Origin of the sequence: Streptomyces sp. NPDC055962 (genome assembly GCF_042270185.1) — a bacterium.
In the GTDB taxonomy this organism is placed as follows: Bacteria; Actinomycetota; Actinomycetes; order Streptomycetales; family Streptomycetaceae; genus Streptomyces.
On sequence record NZ_JBHJYN010000002.1, the window covers coordinates 639,980 to 657,579 of the forward strand.

Here is a 17,600-nt window from a genome sequence, read left to right on the forward strand (position 1 = left end):
TCCTGGTACCGGAAGCACCTGGAAACACCTCCCATCCTTCGGCATGCTGGGAGCATGACGACCGTGGCGACAGAGGTATCCGAGCCGGACGTCCGGCGGCACGAGCTCGCCGGCTTCCTCCGCAGCCGTCGCGAGCGGATCACCCCGGAGCAGGTCGGCCTGGCCCGTGGCCGCCGCAGGCGGACCCCCGGCCTGCGGCGCGAGGAGGTCGCCCAGCTCTCGGCCGTCGGTGTCACCTGGTACACGTGGCTGGAGCAGGCCCGTGACATCCACGTCTCGCCCCAGGTCCTCGACTCGCTGGCCCGTGCCCTGCTGCTCGACCCCAGCGAGCGCACCCACCTCTTCGCCCTCGCCGGTTCCGTGGACCCGGCGCCGGGCTCCGACTGCGCGGGCATCACCCCGGCCTTCCAGGAGATGCTCACGCGCCTTGAGCCCTTCCCGGCCTGCGTGCAGAACAGCCGGTACGACATCCTCGCCCACAACCGCACCTACGGGCGGCTGCTGTGCGACCTGGACGCGGTGGCCCCCGAGGACCGCAACTGCATGCTGCTCGCCTACACGAACGAGGACTGGCGCTCCTCCGTCGTCGACCTGCCCGGCGCGCAGCGGCTGATGGCCGCCAAGTTCCGCGCCGCGATGGCGGGGCACCTGGCCGAGCCGGCCTGGAAGGCCCTGCTGGCGCGGCTGGAGGCGGCCTCGCCCGAGTTCGCGGAGATCTGGGCCCGCCACGAGGTCGTCGGCCCCTCCAACCGGACCAAGATCTTCCGTAACTCCCGGGTGGGACTCCTCCGGCTCGACCACACCGATCTCTGGCTGGGGCCCTCGGTGGGCCCGCGCCTGGTGACGTACGTCCCCTCGGACGAGGAGTCCCGGCAGGGTCTGGAGCGACTGCTGGACTCGGCCCTCGCCGAGGAGCCCTCCCGGGCGAAGGAGCCCTCCCGGGCCTGAGGAGCCCTCCCGGGCCTGAGTGCGCGGCTCGGCGAGGCGGTGCGCGTACGGGGCCGGGCGGGCGGCTCCCGCGCCGGGGCGCGCGTACGGGACAATGGGTGCCATGACCATGCTCGCCCCCTCCCTCCCGCTGCTCCGGATCGGCCCGCACACCGTGCAGCCGCCGGTCGTTCTCGCCCCCATGGCCGGCATCACCAACGCGCCCTTCCGCACCCTGTGCCGTGAGTTCTCGGGCGGCAAGGGGCTGTTCGTCAGCGAGATGATCACCACCCGGGCGCTGGTCGAGCGCAACGAGAAGACCATGCAGCTCATCCACTTCGACGCGAGCGAGACTCCGCGCTCCATCCAGCTGTACGGGGTGGATCCGGTGACCGTCGGCAAGGCGGTCCGCATGATCGTGGACGAGGACCTCGCCGACCACATCGACCTCAACTTCGGCTGCCCGGTCCCCAAGGTCACCCGCAAGGGGGGCGGCTCCGCGCTCCCGTACAAGCGGCCCCTGCTCCGCGCGATCCTCCGCGAGACCGTCGCGCAGGCGGGCGACCTCCCGGTCACCATCAAGATGCGCAAGGGTATCGACGACGACCACACCACCTACCTCGACGCGGGCCGCATCGCCGTCGAGGAGGGGATCACGGCCGTCGCCCTGCACGGCAGGACCACCGCCCAGCACTACGGCGGAACGGCGGACTGGGACGCCATCGCGCGCCTCAAGGAGCACGTCCCGGAGATCCCCGTCCTCGGCAACGGCGACATCTGGAGCGCCGACGACGCCCTGCGGATGATGCGGGAGACGGGATGCGACGGCGTCGTCGTCGGACGTGGCTGCCTGGGCCGCCCCTGGCTCTTCGGCGACCTGGTCAGCGCCTTCGAGGGCACGGGTGCGAGGCAGGCGCCCGCCCTGCGGCAGGTCGCGGACGTGATGCTGCGCCACGCGACGCTGCTGGGGGAGTGGATCGGCGACGAGAGCCGCGGCGTGATCGACTTCCGCAAGCACGTGGCCTGGTACCTCAAGGGCTTCGCGGTCGGCTCGGACATGCGCAGGAGGCTCGCGGTCACCTCGTCGCTGGAGGAGCTGGGCGGGCAGCTCCAGGAGCTCGACCTGGACCAGCCCTGGCCGGACGGCGCGGACGGGCCCCGGGGGCGTACCTCCGGGAACAACCGGGTGGCGCTGCCCGACGGCTGGCTCAAGGACCCGTACGACTGCGCGGGTGTGAGCGCCGACGCCGAGCTGGACACGTCGGGCGGCTGAGCGTCGTCCGCCGCGTCGGGGCACCGGGTGCCCCAAAAGAGAGCCCGCTCATCCGAGCGGGATTTTCTTCTGGGATCCGGTGCGAATCGGTGGCTGCGCGTGGCACCGCCCTCCTTGCGGGCGGCAGGCGTCACGATGAGTGACGCATTCGTGGCTCTGTGGTGACCGGGGATCGACCTCCGGAGGTCCGGATGGTGACATCTGAGCGCGAGTGGGGGCGTGATTCTCGCCACGCCTGAGGCGTGCATGGCTCAGATGAGCGCTCTTGAGGATGCTGTACTTCTCAAATGGCGGCACTGGGTGCCAGGCGGGTTTACTTTGATCGATCAAAGCATCCCCTACCCTCCGTGCATGAAGTCGGCCATTCCGTGCACGCTTCGTGGTGATGTCTTCGAGAGGTGAACGAACTGCTTCTCCGCATGTCGTCCGCGGGTCACTTTCGATCTGCTGGCGGACGGGTGGTTGAGACCTCATGACGCGCACGTGGCCGTACCCAGACACCTTCGATCTGGGTATGTTCCTCGCCGTCAGGGCAGCCACCGCGTCCTCGAGGAGTCGAGACCCGTGTCGGAAAACAAAGATCCCCAGAAGTTCGTCTACGACTTCACCGAGGGCAACAAGGATCTGAAAGATCTTCTGGGCGGCAAGGGTGCCAACCTCGCCGAGATGACCAACCTCGGGCTGCCCGTCCCTCCGGGCTTCACCATCACCACCGAGGCCTGCAAGGTCTACCTCGACAGCGGTGACTCGCCGGCCGAGCTGCGTGACGAGGTCAGCGCGCACCTCACCGCGCTCGAGCGGCGCATGGGCAAGGACCTCGGCCAGGCGGACGACCCGCTGCTGGTCTCCGTCCGTTCCGGTGCGAAGTTCTCGATGCCCGGCATGATGGACACGGTCCTCAACATCGGTCTCTCCGACGCCTCGGTCGTCGGCCTCGCCGCGCAGGCCGGTGACGAGCGCTTCGCGTGGGACTCCTACCGCCGTCTCATCCAGATGTTCGGCAAGACGGTGCTCGGAGTCGACGGCGACCTCTTCGAGGAGGCGCTGGAGGCCGCGAAGGAGGCCAAGGGCGTCACGGTCGACGTGGACCTCGACGCGGCCGACCTGAAGAAGCTGGTCAAGCAGTTCAAGAAGATCGTGACCCGGGACGCCGGGCGGGACTTCCCGCAGGACCCGCGCGAGCAGATGGACCTGGCCATAAACGCGGTCTTCGACTCGTGGAACACCGACCGCGCCAAGCTCTACCGCCGCCAGGAGCGCATCCCCGGCGACCTCGGCACGGCCGTCAACATCTGCTCGATGGTCTTCGGCAACCTCGGCCCGGACTCCGGTACGGGCGTCGCGTTCACCCGTGACCCGGCCAGCGGCCACCAGGGCGTGTACGGCGACTACCTCCAGAACGCGCAGGGCGAGGACGTCGTCGCGGGCATCCGCAACACCGTGCCGCTCGCCGAGCTGGAGTCGATCGACAAGACGTCGTACGACCAGCTGATGAAGATCATGGAGACGCTGGAGACCCACTACAAGGATCTCTGCGACATCGAGTTCACCATCGAGCGCGGTCAGCTCTGGATGCTCCAGACCCGGGTCGGCAAGCGCACCGCCGGTGCCGCCTTCCGCATCGCCACCCAGCTCGTCGACCAGGGGCTCATCGACGAGGCCGAGGCGCTCCAGCGGGTCAACGGCGCCCAGCTCGCGCAGCTGATGTTCCCGCGCTTCGACCACGGCGCCGCCAGCGTGCTGCTGGGCCGGGGCATCGCCGCCTCCCCGGGCGCGGCCGTGGGCAAGGCCGTCTTCGACTCGTACACCGCCGTCAAGTGGTCGCGTTCGGGCGAGAAGGTCATCCTCATCCGCCGGGAGACCAACCCCGACGACCTCGACGGCATGATCGCCGCCGAGGGCATCCTGACCTCGCGCGGCGGCAAGACCTCGCACGCCGCCGTCGTCGCCCGCGGCATGGGCAAGACCTGCGTCTGCGGTGCCGAGGAGATCGAGGTCGACACCAAGCGCCGCCGGCTCACGGTCGGCGACACCGTCGTGGAGGAGGGCGACCTCGTCTCCGTCGACGGCTCCACGGGCAAGGTGTACCTCGGCGAGGTGCCCGTCGTCCCGTCCCCGGTCGTCGAGTACTTCGAGGGCCGGATGCACGCGGGCGCCGACGACGCCGACGAGCTCGTCGCCGCCGTGCACCGCATCATGGCGTACGCCGACCGGGTACGCCGGCTGCGCGTACGGGCGAACGCGGACAACGCCGAGGACGCCTCGCGGGCCCGTCGCTTCGGCGCCCAGGGCATCGGGCTGTGCCGCACCGAGCACATGTTCCTCGGCGAGCGCCGCGAGATGGTCGAGAAGCTGATCCTCGCGGACACCGACGACGAGCGTGAGGCGGCGCTGGACGCGCTGCTTCCGCTCCAGAAGGCCGACTTCATCGAGCTGTTCGAGTCGATGGACGGGCTGCCCGTCACCGTACGGCTGCTCGACCCGCCGCTCCACGAGTTCCTGCCCGACATCACCGAGCTCTCCGTGCGGGTGGCGCTCGCCGAGTCCCGCAAGGACGCCAACGAGAACGACCTGCGCCTGCTGCAGGCCGTGCACAAGCTCCACGAGCAGAACCCGATGCTGGGGCTGCGCGGGGTCCGTCTGGGCCTGGTCATCCCGGGTCTGTTCGCCATGCAGGTCCGCGCCATCGCGGAGGCGGCGGCGCAGCGCAAGAACGCCAAGGGCGACCCGCGCGCCGAGATCATGATCCCGCTCGTCGGCACGGTCCAGGAGCTGGAGATCGTCCGCGAGGAGGCCGACCGCGTCATCGCGGAGGTCGAGGCGGCCACGGGCACCGAGCTGAAGCTGTCCATCGGCACGATGATCGAGCTGCCCCGCGCCGCGCTGACCGCCGGTCAGATCGCGGAGGCAGCACAGTTCTTCTCCTTCGGCACCAACGACCTCACGCAGACGGTGTGGGGCTTCTCCCGCGACGACGTGGAGGCCTCGTTCTTCACCGCGTACCTGGAGAAGGGCATCTTCGGGGTGTCGCCGTTCGAGACGATCGACAAGGACGGCGTCGGCGCCCTCGTGCGCAGTGCGGTGGAGGCGGGCCGGGCCACCCGTCCGGACCTCAAGCTCGGCATCTGCGGCGAGCACGGCGGGGACCCGGAGTCGGTGCACTTCTTCCACGAGGTGGGGCTGGACTACGTCTCCTGCTCGCCGTTCCGCATTCCGGTCGCACGACTGGAAGCGGGCCGGGCCGCGGCCGAATCGCGGGGCAGCGACAGCCGCTGACCCGGCGGCCTTCCCGACTCCGGACACCGCCGGCGGATCACCGACCCTCATCGGTCCGACGGCGGATCCGGATTACCAGGAAGCGGCGGCACCCTGTGCGGGGGTGCCGCCGCTTCGTCAATTGAACGGCGAACCATTTACATGGTCGGCTTTTCAACGTTCGGTGAGCAAAGCCGGGGCCCGTCGGCCGGGTGCGGTCCGGGGATCCCCACCCCCGGACCGCACCCGCTTACCCCTGCCGGGTACGGAGCCGCACCGTCGCTCACCGCCGCCGAACGTGCGAGGCCCCCCACGGCCCTCACCCGCTCTTTCGGTGACGCCGGATGCGTACCCGACGTCGTACAGCTTTTCGGGTGGCGTGGATTCGGGCGAGACATTTCAACTGTGGCCGAAACTCCGTGGTGACCTCCTGTGACGCTGTGCATACGCTTCGGTGGGGGGAATTGCGGATGCAACAGGTGGGGGTTCGGTGCTGCGTATCCATGTGTCCGGAGTGGACCTTTCGCGCGTGCGGATGGCCACGAGGCCGGACGCGATGTGGGAGACCGTTCTCAGTCTTCACCGTCTGAGAGACCGGCGGGGTTCCACGGTCTTCGGGAAATGGCGGAAGGAATCCCGCAATCGGTTGAACGGTGAAACGCGTCTGCTCTCCGCGGTCGTTCCGACCCGCGGCTATTTTCCCGACTTCCTGACGCCTTCCGGAGGGGCCGGTGAACCCCTGGGGCTCGACGCCGGAATGGAGGCGCTCCGCGACACTCCCGCGGACCGGATCCGCGAGGAGATCGCGCTGCTGCCCGGTGACGGCCCCTCGACGCGCCGGCCGTCCGGCGGGCACACCTCGACCGGCGCCCTGCCGGAGACACTCGCAGAAGGGCGTACGGAGCCCCTGGGGCGCCTCATCTCCGCCCTGCGTGCCTACCACCGTGCCGCCGTAGAGCCCTACTGGCAGCACATCCGGGCGAGCGTCGAGGCCGACCGGGCCGTCCGGGGCCGCGCCCTGCTGGACGGCGGGGCCGAAGAACTGCTGGCCACCCTTCCACCGGTGATCCGCTGGCGCGCCCCCGTCCTGGAGGCGGACTACCCCGTCGACCGGGACCTCCACCTCGACGGGCGGGGCCTGCTCCTCCAGCCCTCGTTCTTCTGTCGTGGCACCCCCGTCGTCTACCGCGACCCCCGTCTCCCACCGGTCCTCGTCTACCCGGTCACCCACCCCGGCGCGCCGGTCTTCGCGGAGCCCGGACCCTGGCTCGGCCGGCTCGTGGGCCACACCCGCTCCGCGGTCCTGCGGTCCATAGACAACGGCTGCACCACGAGTGAACTGGCCCGCAGGACCGGGGTGTCCCTCGCGTCCGCGAGCCAGCACGCCTGCGTGCTGCGCGAGGCCGGCCTGGTCCGGACCCTGCGCCACGGCAGCTCCGTCCTGCACACGCTCACCCCGCTGGGCGCCGCCCTGCTGAGGGGCGGCGCCCCGCTCCCGGTGCCCTGAGGGCCGGAGCCGGCGGCGCGTTCACCGGGCGGCCGGGTCCAGGAGCGACGTGATCGCCGGCTGGGGCGGCACGGTGATCACCGGCCGCGGATCCCTGTAGGGCGCGAAGGGATCCGCGAGGGGATCGGACGGGTAGGACGGGAAGGACGGCGCGACGAATCCAGGGCCCGGCAGCGTGGGGGAGTCGGTGGAGGTGCCGGAACGACGATCCGGCACGACCACGGTGTGCTGCTGCTTCGGTGCGGGGCGCATGTTCCAGTAGCAGCCCCCTGCGGTGAGTCCCACGACCAGGATGGTCAGAGTGGCCCGGCGGAGTGTCCGGACCAGCTCGCCTCCCTTCTCGGGCAGCTTCCGGGACATCGTGCGCATCGTGTAGGTGAGCTGCGCGTCGCTGTCCAGAGGCTCGTCCTCGTCCACTCCGAGCGAGGCCAGGTACAGGGAAAGACGGGACGTATGCGCGGGTTGTCTCACGGCGTCCGTCACCAGGTCCCGCAGAAGGGGGCGGCGGACCGTGTGCTCGCCGAGCCGGGAGCGCACCAGCACGAGGAGTGCCCGGGCCAGGAGATCCAGTGGCTCGCTGTCGTGCCCGGTCTTCGACAGCCGTGCCTCGACAGCTCGGGCCAGCGTCATCCGCTCGCCCGAGTCCAGCATGAGCAGGACGTGGCGCAGGGTGATCCGCCGGCCCCGCGGTGACAACGACCGGACCGCGTCGAGGAGTGACGTGGTGAGGTGGGCGTCGTGCTGGTCCGCCCACCGGGCGAGCCACTGCTTCCACGGCAGCGTGGCCTTGCGCGTGGAAGCGTAGAGAGGCAGCAGCCGGGCGATGTCCCCGGAGGGGAGGCCGGGGAGCAGAGCGGGGTCGGGCCGGAACGAGGACTGCGGCGCAAGGGTCGCGCTTCCCAGGAGACGCCGTATCCGCTCCGCGAGGCCGGGGTGGGACGAGCCGAACTCCGTGTCCACGGCCGACACGGTCACCACCTCGGTCCGCAGGGCCGGGAGACGGTCCCGGATCCCCGGATTGGAGAGCGCCGCCCCGAAGCCCTTGAAGGGGTCCGTGGGCAGCACCCCGGCAGGAGCCGCTTCCAGGAACACCTGTTGGAAATGCCCCCAGAGCCGCTCGGTCATGGCCTGCCCGACGAGGGCCTCGGCCAGCAGGGGGGCACCGCAGGCCGCCGCAGCCGCCGCGTCCGCCTCCAGCTCCTGGCGTCTGCGTACCGGCTGGACGATCCACCGGAACAGCCGGATGTACGCGCCTGTCAGTGCCCGGGGGAACGCGGTATAGGTGGCGACCAGACCGTTCGCCCCGCCGAACCTCTGGAGCGAGTCACGGGCGACGGTCAGGCTGAGCTCCAGCCGGACGGTGAACGCGCGGACACGGTGGTGGCGCAGGGAGAGATGGGCGCATTCATGGGCCAGGATCATCCTGACCTGGTCGCGGGGGAGAGCGGCCAGCAGCGGGAGGCCCACGGAGAGGACATGGTTACCGTCGGCCAGGCCCAGGTAGCGCGTGTCCTCGTCCGACATCTCCGCGCAGGCCTGCCGGGTGAGCCGGATGTGGACCGGCTCGCGGATCCCGAAGCGGCGCGTCAGTTCGTCCACGAGCGCGTGGAGCGCCGCGGCCTCGCGCGGGCTGGTCGCCACGCCCTGAGCCTCTTGCGTCCCGGTGAGGAAGAGAGACCTGCGGACGGCGTCGAGCAGGGCGTAGACCAGGGGAGCCGTCCCGGCGAAGAAGAGGAACCCGGGGGCGGGGAAGGTGGTCGCCCCCTCGGCGCCGGTGGAGACGAAGACCATCACGATCAGGGCCGCCCAGGCCAGCACCGAGAGGCCGACGCCGGCGTAGAAGCTCAACAGGAGGAGTGCGGCGCAAGCCAGGCGGAGGCGGTGACTCACCGGTGTCCCTCCCCTCGGCCCGCGCTCTGCGCGGCCCGGACCCCCCGGCGCAGCAGGCTGACGGCGGTACGGAGCAGGACGACCAGTTCGTCGCTCGGCGAGAGCGCGGCGAAGCGGTCGCCCGAAGAGACGGGACCGGGCTCCAGCGCCAGGAGCATCCGGAGCTTGGGTCGTGCGTGATGGATGTTCTGATGGACGGCGTTGGTGGTGACGCCCAGGATCTCGGCGATCTCCGCCACGGTGAGTTCGTGCTCACCGAGCAGGGACATCACCTGGCGCTGACGCCGGGGCAGCTTGTCCACCGCCGCCAGGATGTCCAGCACCATCATGTGTTCCTCGACAGGTGAGTCCCCCGGCAGGGGGATCTCCTGCTCGGCCGGCGACTTGAAACTGTGCCACCACCTCCGGCTGCCGGTCAGCTGCCGGATCAGGGCCTTCCTGGTGTAGGCCCTCGGATGGCTGATGTCCGCCCAGCGGATCCGCGCCTCCTCCAGGGCGCACTGCGCGGCGTCCTCTGCGTCCTGGAGGTTGCCGCACAACAGGACGCCCAGGCCCACGAGCGAGGGGCGGAACTCCCTGTAGAACGCGGTGAAGTCGAGCCCGGAGGCGGACCCGCCGTAGTGGAGGTCCCGGTCAGCCACGGCGCTCGCCCCGCTCCGGCCGGACGGCTTCCAGGGCGTCGGACCGCGCGGGAGTGCCCGAGCGCACGGTCAGTTCCGCTCCGTCGGACCGGCGGTCCACGAGCTGTGAGTCGGGACCGCAGCGGCCCATCAGGTCCACCAGCATCCTGCGGTGTGCCTCCTCGGCCGTCCGCACGGCGTTCTGCCGCACCATGTCCCTGGCCAGGTGCAGTGCCCCGGCCGCGACCGCCAGCAACACGGGGAGCAGTGCCTCCGGTGTCATGCCGTCTCCTCGAAGATCCGGCCGCTGCGGATCAGCGGCGCTGGTACGTAGAGGGAGGAGGAGGCGGATCTCTTAGATATGTGCGGTCATTTTTTTTCAAAGGCCCGCCGAGGGCCGCCCCCCACGACCACATTCAGTTTTCACCGGTGGCGTCCGGTCAGGGGGCGGAATGATGAAATGTCCTGCTGGACCGGGCGGTGAGGAGGCGTGGAGGGAACAGCCCCACGCAGGCCGATGAGTTTTACGGCGCCCCGTCGTCTACCTCTCGTAAGCGCTCGCACGGAGCGCCCGGGAGCACCGCAGCGTGCCGGACGGAAGAGTGGATCACCATGCCCCAGCCTCAGATGATCTTCGTGAACCTGCCGGTCAAGGACCTCGGGGTGACGAAGGACTTCTTCGGGAAGCTCGGCTTCGGTTTCAACCCGCAGTTCAGCGACGAGTCGACCGCCTGTCTCGTCATCAGCGACACCATCTTCGCCATGCTCATCAGCGAGCCCCGCTTCAAGGACTTCACCAAGAAGGAGATCGCCGACTCCTCCAGAACGACCGAGGTCCTCATCGCCCTGAGCGCGGAGAGCCGCGAGAAGGTCGACGAGCTGGCCGACGCCGCGCTCGCCAACGGAGGGTCGCCCGCCAACGAGGCCATGGACCAGGGCTTCATGTACGGCCGTTCCTTCCAGGACCCCGACCACCACATCTGGGAGGTCGTCTGGATGGACCCGGCGGCGGTCGGGGGCCAGGGCTGAGCTGCCGGGGAGGCAGCGGGCGCGGGACCGGCGCCGCGACCGCTGCCCCGGGGGTGCGTCAGGAGCGGAAAGGCCCCGTCACCTCGTAGGTGATCCCGCCGGACGAGCTGCCGCTGGTGCCGCGCTGCGAGGAGAAGTACAGCCGCCGCCCGTCGGGGGAGAAGGCCGGGCCGGTGATCTCCGAGCCGGACTGGCCGCTGATCCGCAGGAACGGGGCGACGGTGTCGTCCGGGGTGATGAGGCAGATCTCCATGTTCCCGCCGTCCTCGGCGACGTAGAGGTCGCCGGAGACCGCGCGCGTGACGTTGTCGACGCCGGTCAGCGGGGCGCTGCCGCCCGTGACGAGGGAGTCGTCGTACGCGAGTGAGAGGGACGAGGCGTTCGCGTCGTACGCCCACACCCGGTTGTCGCCCTTGGTGGTGAACCAGCAGGTGCCCGCCGCGTAGAAGCAGCCCTCGCCGCCGTTGAACACCTTGGCGCCGGAGACCTGGTAGCGGGTCTGGGTGGGCGAACCGTCCGGATCGGGGACCGTCGTCCACGTCACGGGGCCCGAGGTGCCGGTGCCCGCCACCAGGACCTGGAGCGTGCCGGACGACAGGTTGCCCCACGTGGTGGGACGGAAGCGGTAGAAGCGGCCGTCCGTCTCGTCCTCGGTCAGGTAGACGTAGCCGTGGTCGGGGTCGGCCGCCGCGGCCTCGTGCTTGAACCGTCCCAGCGCCGGGCGCTGCACGGCGGCGTTCACGCCCCACGGGTCGGTCTCGTACACGAAGCCGCGCGTGACCTCCTCGCAGGAGAGCCAGGTGTTCCACGGGGTCCTGCCGCCGGCACAGTTGTTGTTCGTGCCGGACAGGATCCGGTACGCGGAGGTGACGGTCCCCGAGGAGCTGAAGCGCACCGCGCTCGCCCCGCCGCCGCTGCCCGAGGACACCTCGGCGTTGGAGACGTAGATCCAGCCGCTGCCGTCGGTGAAGGTGGCCCCGCCGTCGGGTGCGCTGTGCCAGGAGTACGAGGTGCCGGGGACGGTCTGTCCGGAACGGGCGATGATCCTGCTGGTGAAGCCGCTCGGCAGCAGGATGCCGTTGCTGTTGGCCGACTGGAGCGGCCCGTAGGGGCCGGTGGCCGGCTGGGCCGGATCCGCGAAGGCGGCACCCCGCCAGAGGGTGCCGCCGAAGGCCGCCGCGGATGAGCCGATCACCGCTGTGCGCAAGAAGGTCCGACGTTCCACGATCACTCCACGGGTGACGTGCTGGCCCACCGGCCCGGTCGGCCCGGCGGGTCGAACGTCAGGACAGTAGAGGCGCCCGGTTGCCGGATCTCCAACGTGTCATGAACGGAGCGGGTTCAGTCGGCGCGGACCGGGAAGACCGGCACGGTGACGTCGTCGTCGTCCAGGCAGGCGCCCGTCTCCAGGTCGAAGCGCTGCTTCAGCAGCGGCGACGCGACGAACGGCCGCCCCCCGGCGGAGCCGACCAGCCCGCGGGAGAGGACGTACGCGCCGGTGAACGGGTCCCGGTTGTCGATCGCGTACGCGCGCCCCGACCGGTCCACGAACAGCGCGACCTGCCGGCCGTCCGGGAGAAGAGCCGCGACGCCGCGCCCCGGGGTCAGCAGCGAGCGGTCGCAGACCGTGAGCCAGCCGTCCCCGTCCGCGAGCTGGATCGAGCGGGTGTCCTGTGCCGTTTCCATCGTCCGGGTCGTCATCAGGAAGAGGTCCCTTCAAGGGTACGGATGGCGAGCACCGGGCCCGCGAGGATGTCCAGGTCGGGCTTGACCTGGTCGCGCTCCGGGACGAACTTGACCGAGGGGTCGGGGGCGTCGGGGGCGTTCACGAAGGTGACGAAGCGGCGCAGCCGCTCCGGATCGTTGATGGTCTCGGCCCACTCGTCGCGGTAGCCGGCGACGTGGTCGGCCATCAGCCGCTCCAGCTCGTCGCTGAGACCCAGCGAGTCGTGGACGACGACGTCACGCACGTGGTCCAGGCCGCCCTCGATGCGGTCGAGCCAGGTCGAGGTGCGCTCCAGACGGTCCGCCGTGCGGATGTAGAACATGAGGAACCGGTCGATGAGACGCACCAGTTCGGCGTCGGAGAGGTCCTGGGCGAGCAGGTCCGCGTGGCGCGGGGTGGCGCCGCCGTTGCCGCCGACGTAGAGGTTCCAGCCCTGCGCCGTGGCGATGATCCCGAAGTCCTTGCCGCGGGCCTCCGCGCACTCCCGGGCGCAGCCCGAGACCGCCGACTTCAGCTTGTGCGGGGAGCGCAGCCCCCGGTAGCGCAGCTCAAGGTCGATGGCCATCTTCACCGAGTCCTGGACGCCGTAGCGGCACCAGGTCTGCCCCACACAGGACTTGACCGTACGCAGCGACTTCCCGTAGGCGTGCCCGGACTCGAAGCCGGCGTCCACCAGCCGGGTCCAGATCAGCGGCAGCTGGTCCACGCGGGCGCCGAAGAGGTCGATCCGCTGCCCGCCGGTGATCTTCGTGTAGAGGCCGAAGTCCCGTGCCACCTCACCGATCACGATCAGCTTCTCCGGGGTGATCTCACCACCGGGGATGCGCGGCACGATCGAGTACGAGCCGTTGCGCTGGAGGTTGGCCAGGAAGTGGTCGTTGGTGTCCTGGAGGGCCGCCTGCTCGCCGTCCAGCACGTAGCCGCTGGCGCCGAGCGTCGGGGCCAGGGAGGCGATGATCGAACCGACCGTCGGCTTGCAGACCTCGCAGCCGTCCCCGCCGCGGGCCGCCTCCCGGCCGTGCGAGTCGAGGAGCGCGGCGTACGTCGTGACGCCCAGGGTGCGGACGATCTCGTACAGCTCGCTGCGGGTGTACTCGAAGCAGCCGCACAGCCCCTGGTCCTCGGGCTGCGGGAGCAGCTGGCCGATGACCTTGACGCAGCTCCCGCAGCCCGTGCCCGCCTTGGTGCACTTCTTCACCTCGGGGAGCGTGGTGTGCTCGCAGATCGCGCCCTTGGTGACGTTGTGGCAGGAGCAGATCACGGCCTCGTCGGGCAGCGAGGACGGGCCGAGGGTGACCGGGCCGCCCGCGCCCGCCGGCAGCACCAGCTGCTCCGGGGCGACCGGGAGGACCGTGCCCGTCATGGGCCGCAGCGTGCCGTACTGGTCGGCGTCGCCCACCAGGACACCGCCGAGCAGCGTGCCGTCCTGGCCGATCACCAGCTTCTTGTAGACGCCCGAGCGGGAATCCGCGTAGACGACGTCGAGGCAGCCCTCGGCCGTGCCGTGCGCGTCACCGAAGGAGGCGACGTCCACACCGAGCAGCTTCAGCTTCGTCGAGAGATCGGCGCCCGTGAAGGAGGCCGCGTCGCCGGCGATCACCTCGGCCACCGCCACCGCCATCTCGTAACCGGGCGCCACCAGCCCGTAGACCCGGCCGTCGGAGGCCAGCGCGCACTCGCCGATCGCGAAGACGTCGCTGTCGGAGGTGCGGCACTCGTCGTCGACGACGATGCCGCCGCGCGGGCCGACCGCCAGACCGCAGTCGCGGGCCAGCTGGTCCCGGGGGCGCACACCCGCCGAGAAGACGACGAGGTCGGTCTCCAGCGAGGAACCGTCGGACAGGGACATGCCGTCGACCCGGCCGTCCTCGCCCGCGGTGACCTCCTGGGTGCCCACACCCGTGTGGACGGTCAGGCCCATGTTCTCGATGGTGCGCAGCAGCGCGGCGCCGCCGCCCTCGTCGACCTGGACCGGCATCAGCCGGGGCGCGAACTCCACGACGTGCGTGTCGAGTCCGAGGCCCTTGAGCGCGCCCGCGGCCTCCAGGCCGAGCAGCCCGCCGCCGACGACCGCGCCGGTCCTCGCGGTCTTCGCGTACTCCTCGATCGCGAGGAGGTCCTCGATGGTGCGGTAGACGAAGCACCCCTCGGCGTCCTTGCCGGGGACCGGAGGGACGAAGGGGTACGAGCCGGTGGCCAGCACCAGCGTGTCGTAGGAGAAGGTCTCCCCGGAGCGCGCGGTCACGGTGCGCGCCTCACGGTCGACGCTCACCGCCGGGTCGCCGACGCGCAGCTCGATGCCGTGGCGCTCCATGAAGCCGGCCTCGACGAGCGAGAGGTCCTCCGGCGTCTTCCCGGAGAAGTACGAGGTCAGCTGCACCCGGTCGTACGCGGGGCGGGGCTCCTCGCAGAGCACGACGACCCTGGCGGTCCCGGCGGTGGCGGTCAGACCGCGGTCGGCGAGCGCTTCCAGGAACCGCTGACCGACCATGCCGTGCCCGACGACCACGATCGTCGGCACGCCTGCGGTGGGGGCGTTCGGGGGAGTGGACACCGGCATCAGAAGCCTCCGTCGTTGGTGAGCAGGTGGAGCAGGGACGTGTCGGCGGGGAGGGGGTCGTCGTCCTGCCAGGTCCGGGCGAGGGTGCCGACCGCGGCGAGGTCGCCGAAGAGCACCCCGCCCGCCAGCCGGTCGCCCCGGACGACGACCGTGCGGTACGCACCACGGGTGGCGTCCGCCAGCCTGACCACGTCGTCGCCGGGCAGCGGACGGGAGTCGCCGAAGGCGGCCAGGTCGAGGCTCCCGGAGGCCCCGGCGGTCACGGCGGAGGGCGAGCGGAGGGTGAGCCGGGTCAGGGCCCGGGTGCCCTCGTAGCGCGCGGGGCGTCCGGCCAGCACCTCGGCCAGCACGTCGGCCTGTTCGAGCGCGGCGCCCGCCAGCCCGTAGACCGTCCCGCCGTGTTCGGCACAGTCGCCCACGGCGTGGATGTACGGATCCGAGGTGCGCAGTTCGTCGTCGACGACGACGCCCTTGCGGACGTCGAGGCCGGCGGCCTGGGCCAGCCCGGTCCGGGGACGGACCCCGCAGGCCAGCACGGTGATCTCGGCCTCCAGCTCGTAGCCGTCGGCGAGTTCCACCGCCCGCACCGCGGGGGTGTCCCCGTCGGTGCAGCGCAGCCCGCGCACCCGGCACTCGGTGTGCACCTCGACGCCGAGGCCCTCCAGGTGACGGCGGAGCATCCCGGCGGCCTCGGCGTCCAGCTGCCGCTCCATGAGGTGCTCGCCCTGCTGGGCCAGCACCACCTGGGCGCCGCACTCGGCCAGCGCGCGGGCGGCCGACACCCCGAGGAGCCCGCCGCCGATGACGACGGCCCGCACGCCGGGGCGTACGGCGGCGCGCAGGGCCAGGCAGTCGTCGAGGGTGCGGAACGGATGCACCCCGTCCGGGAGCAGGTGTCCGAGGCCCCGCAGCGGCGGCAGCACCGGGTTGGAGCCGGTGGCCAGCACCAGGCGCCCGTAGCCGACGACGCTGCCGTCGTCGCAGAGCACCTGGCGCTCCGCCCGGTCGATCCGCACGACACGCACCCCGCGCCGCACCTCGGCGGGCGGCAGTGCGATGACGTCCGGCTCGTACCGGCCGGCGAGCACCTCGGCCAGCAGCACCCGGTTGTACGGTGCGTGGGCCTCCTCGCCGATGACGGTGACACCGGGGACCCGGGCGGCGAGCCGGGCGCCCGCCATCCCGGCACCGATCACCACCACCCGCGCCGCGTTCTCCGTCTGTGTCCTCATGCCCATGAGAGTGCGCGGTGGGTGTTACCCGACCGGATCCCTCCTGTTTCCCTGGAGGAACCTTGCGCTCAGCGCGTCCCGGCACGCCCTGTGAGGGCGAGGACACGGCCGGGTTGGACGGTGTAGGCACCATCTGCTTTAGTCGCGACCATGCCTGAGATCACCCTCACCACCCTGGTCGTCCTCTGCCTGGCCGCCGCCGCGGCGGGCTGGATCGACGCAGTGGTGGGCGGCGGTGGGCTGCTCCTCCTGCCCGCCCTGCTGCTGGGGCTGCCGCACGTCCCGGCCGCGCACGTCCTCGGCACCAACAAGGCCGTCGCCATCGTCGGGACCTCCGGCGCCGCAGTGACCTATGTGCGCAAGGCTCCGGTCCAGGTGGGTACCGCCGTGCGGATCGGCCTCATGGCGCTCGCGGGGTCGATGACCGGCGCCTTCTTCGCCGCGGGGATCAGCAGTGACGTGCTGCGCCCGGTGATCATGGTGGTGCTGCTCGCCGTCGCGGCCTTCGTGATGCTGAGGCCGTCCTTCGGCACCGCCGCGGCCGGCGACACACCGGGCAAGCAGGTCACACGGGCCCGTACGGTCACCGCGATCGTCCTGGTCGGCGGCGGAATCGGCTTCTACGACGGGCTGTTCGGGCCCGGTACCGGCACCTTCCTGGTGCTGGCGCTCACCGCGGTGCTCCACCTGGACCTGGTCACCGCGTCCGCCACCGCCAAGATCGTGAACGTCTGCACCAACGCCGGCGCGCTGGCGATGTTCGCCTACCAGGGGACGGTGCTGTGGCAGCTGGCCGCGCTGATGGCCGTATTCAATCTGGCGGGCGGGATGACCGGGGCGCGGATGGCTCTCAGGAAGGGCAGCGGCTTCGTCCGCGGGGTCCTGCTGGTCGTGGTGTTCTCGCTGGTCGCCAAGCTCGGCTTCGACCAGTGGACGGCCTGATCAGCGGACGTCGGTGAGGTGGGCGTACGCCACCACGTTGCCCTGGTAGCCCGTTTCCCGGGTGAAGCCGCCGCCGCAGGTGATCAGCCGGAGCGAGGCGTGCCGGGTGGCGCCGTAGACCCGCTTGTCGGGGAACGCGTCCTTGTCGTACACCTCGACCGCGTCGACCGAGAAGACGGCGGTGCGGCCGTCCCCGCGGTCGATCTCGACCGCGGTCCCCTTCTTCAGGGACCCGAGGGCGTAGAAGACCGCCGGGCCCTCGGCGGTGTCGACGTGCCCGGCGACTATCGCGGTGCCCCTGGCCCCGGGCGGGGTCCCGTCGGCGTACCAGCCCGCGAGGTTGCGGTTCCCGGCGGGCGGGGAGTCGAGGCCGCCGTCCGCGTCCAGTCCGAGACCCGTCATGGGCGCGTCCACACCGATGCCCGGGATACGGATCCTGACCGGTGCGGAGGAACGCAGCGGCTCGGCGACCGGGGTGCCCGGCCGTACCTCCGGGCCCGCGGCGAAGGCCTCGGCGGTCGACGGCTGAGGGGCGGCGGTCCGCAGGGCCACGCCGTTGTGGACCAGCCAGACCCCGCAGAGCGCGACGATGCCCACCAGCCAGGCCCGGGCCTGAAGTGCCGTCCTGTCCACGTCCCG

At 71.2% G+C, this 17,600-nt stretch carries 14 protein-coding genes; 6 read left to right on the forward strand and 8 right to left on the reverse strand.

Translation table 11 applies throughout. The features are described 5' to 3' along the window. The first annotated feature begins 54 nt into the window (after positions 1-54). The 4 genes from ACFC51_RS08050 to ACFC51_RS08065 all read left to right on the forward strand — a co-directional run bounded on the left by ACFC51_RS08050 (position 55) and on the right by ACFC51_RS08065 (position 6,962). The gene (locus ACFC51_RS08050) at positions 55-948 is read left to right on the forward strand and encodes a helix-turn-helix transcriptional regulator (protein WP_376368546.1); all 894 of its coding nucleotides are present in this window, start codon (positions 55-57) and stop codon (positions 946-948) included. Between the two features lie 103 nt (positions 949-1,051). Then, positions 1,052-2,200, forward strand: a complete 1,149-nt coding sequence (gene dusB, locus ACFC51_RS08055) for a tRNA dihydrouridine synthase DusB (protein ID WP_376527558.1) — start codon at positions 1,052-1,054, stop codon at positions 2,198-2,200. Between the two features lie 564 nt (positions 2,201-2,764). Next, positions 2,765-5,476 carry a pyruvate, phosphate dikinase gene (gene ppdK / locus ACFC51_RS08060; RefSeq protein ID WP_376368544.1) on the forward strand — a complete coding sequence of 904 codons (2,712 nt, stop codon included), beginning with the start codon at positions 2,765-2,767 and terminating at the stop codon, positions 5,474-5,476. Positions 5,477-5,945: 469 nt separating this feature from the next. Then, on the forward strand, positions 5,946-6,962 hold the full coding sequence (locus ACFC51_RS08065; RefSeq protein WP_376368543.1) for an ArsR/SmtB family transcription factor: 1,017 nt from the start codon (positions 5,946-5,948) through the stop codon (positions 6,960-6,962). Positions 6,963-6,983: 21 nt separating this feature from the next. Here the strand turns inward: ACFC51_RS08065 and ACFC51_RS08070 are convergent, their stop codons facing one another. From ACFC51_RS08070 to ACFC51_RS08080, 3 genes are read right to left on the reverse strand one after another with little or no spacing between them, the layout of a single operon-like run. Then, complete coding sequence (locus tag ACFC51_RS08070; protein WP_376527561.1) at positions 6,984-8,852, reverse strand: M48 family metallopeptidase; 1,869 nt, start codon at positions 8,850-8,852, stop codon at positions 6,984-6,986. Then, positions 8,849-9,493 carry an RNA polymerase sigma factor gene (locus tag ACFC51_RS08075; protein ID WP_376527564.1) on the reverse strand — a complete coding sequence of 215 codons (645 nt, stop codon included), beginning with the start codon at positions 9,491-9,493 and terminating at the stop codon, positions 8,849-8,851. Before ACFC51_RS08075 ends, ACFC51_RS08070 begins: the two co-directional genes overlap by 4 nt. Next, positions 9,486-9,755, reverse strand: a complete 270-nt coding sequence (locus ACFC51_RS08080) for a hypothetical protein (protein WP_376527567.1) — start codon at positions 9,753-9,755, stop codon at positions 9,486-9,488. Before ACFC51_RS08080 ends, ACFC51_RS08075 begins: the two co-directional genes overlap by 8 nt. Positions 9,756-10,084: 329 nt before the next feature. On the opposite strand from ACFC51_RS08080, the gene ACFC51_RS08085 reads away from it, so the two are divergent. Then, entirely contained in the window at positions 10,085-10,501 is a 417-nt protein-coding gene (locus ACFC51_RS08085) for a VOC family protein (RefSeq protein ID WP_376368539.1), read from the forward strand. A gap of 58 nt (positions 10,502-10,559) precedes the next feature. Here ACFC51_RS08085 and ACFC51_RS08090 read toward each other — a convergent pair whose 3' ends face one another. The 4 genes from ACFC51_RS08090 to ACFC51_RS08105 form a co-directional block, all read right to left on the reverse strand. Then, positions 10,560-11,726, reverse strand: coding sequence for an alkaline phosphatase PhoX (locus ACFC51_RS08090; protein WP_376368538.1), 1,167 nt, complete (start codon positions 11,724-11,726; stop codon positions 10,560-10,562). 116 nt (positions 11,727-11,842) lie between these two features. After that, positions 11,843-12,202, reverse strand: a complete 360-nt coding sequence (gene nirD, locus ACFC51_RS08095; RefSeq protein ID WP_376368537.1) for a nitrite reductase small subunit NirD — start codon at positions 12,200-12,202, stop codon at positions 11,843-11,845. Further along, positions 12,202-14,787, reverse strand: coding sequence for a nitrite reductase large subunit NirB (nirB, locus tag ACFC51_RS08100; protein WP_376368536.1), 2,586 nt, complete (start codon positions 14,785-14,787; stop codon positions 12,202-12,204). The genes nirD and nirB overlap by 1 nt, the downstream gene beginning before the upstream one ends. Then, on the reverse strand, positions 14,787-16,019 hold the full coding sequence (locus ACFC51_RS08105) for an NAD(P)/FAD-dependent oxidoreductase (RefSeq protein WP_376368535.1): 1,233 nt from the start codon (positions 16,017-16,019) through the stop codon (positions 14,787-14,789). The genes nirB and ACFC51_RS08105 overlap by 1 nt, the downstream gene beginning before the upstream one ends. A gap of 150 nt (positions 16,020-16,169) precedes the next feature. Here ACFC51_RS08105 and ACFC51_RS08110 point away from each other — a divergent pair, with 150 nt between their 5' ends. Next, complete coding sequence (locus ACFC51_RS08110; protein WP_376368534.1) at positions 16,170-16,961, forward strand: sulfite exporter TauE/SafE family protein; 792 nt, start codon at positions 16,170-16,172, stop codon at positions 16,959-16,961. Here ACFC51_RS08110 and ACFC51_RS08115 read toward each other — a convergent pair whose 3' ends face one another. Continuing rightward, on the reverse strand, positions 16,962-17,594 hold the full coding sequence (locus ACFC51_RS08115) for a class F sortase (protein WP_376368533.1): 633 nt from the start codon (positions 17,592-17,594) through the stop codon (positions 16,962-16,964). Positions 17,595-17,600 lie beyond the last annotated feature (6 nt).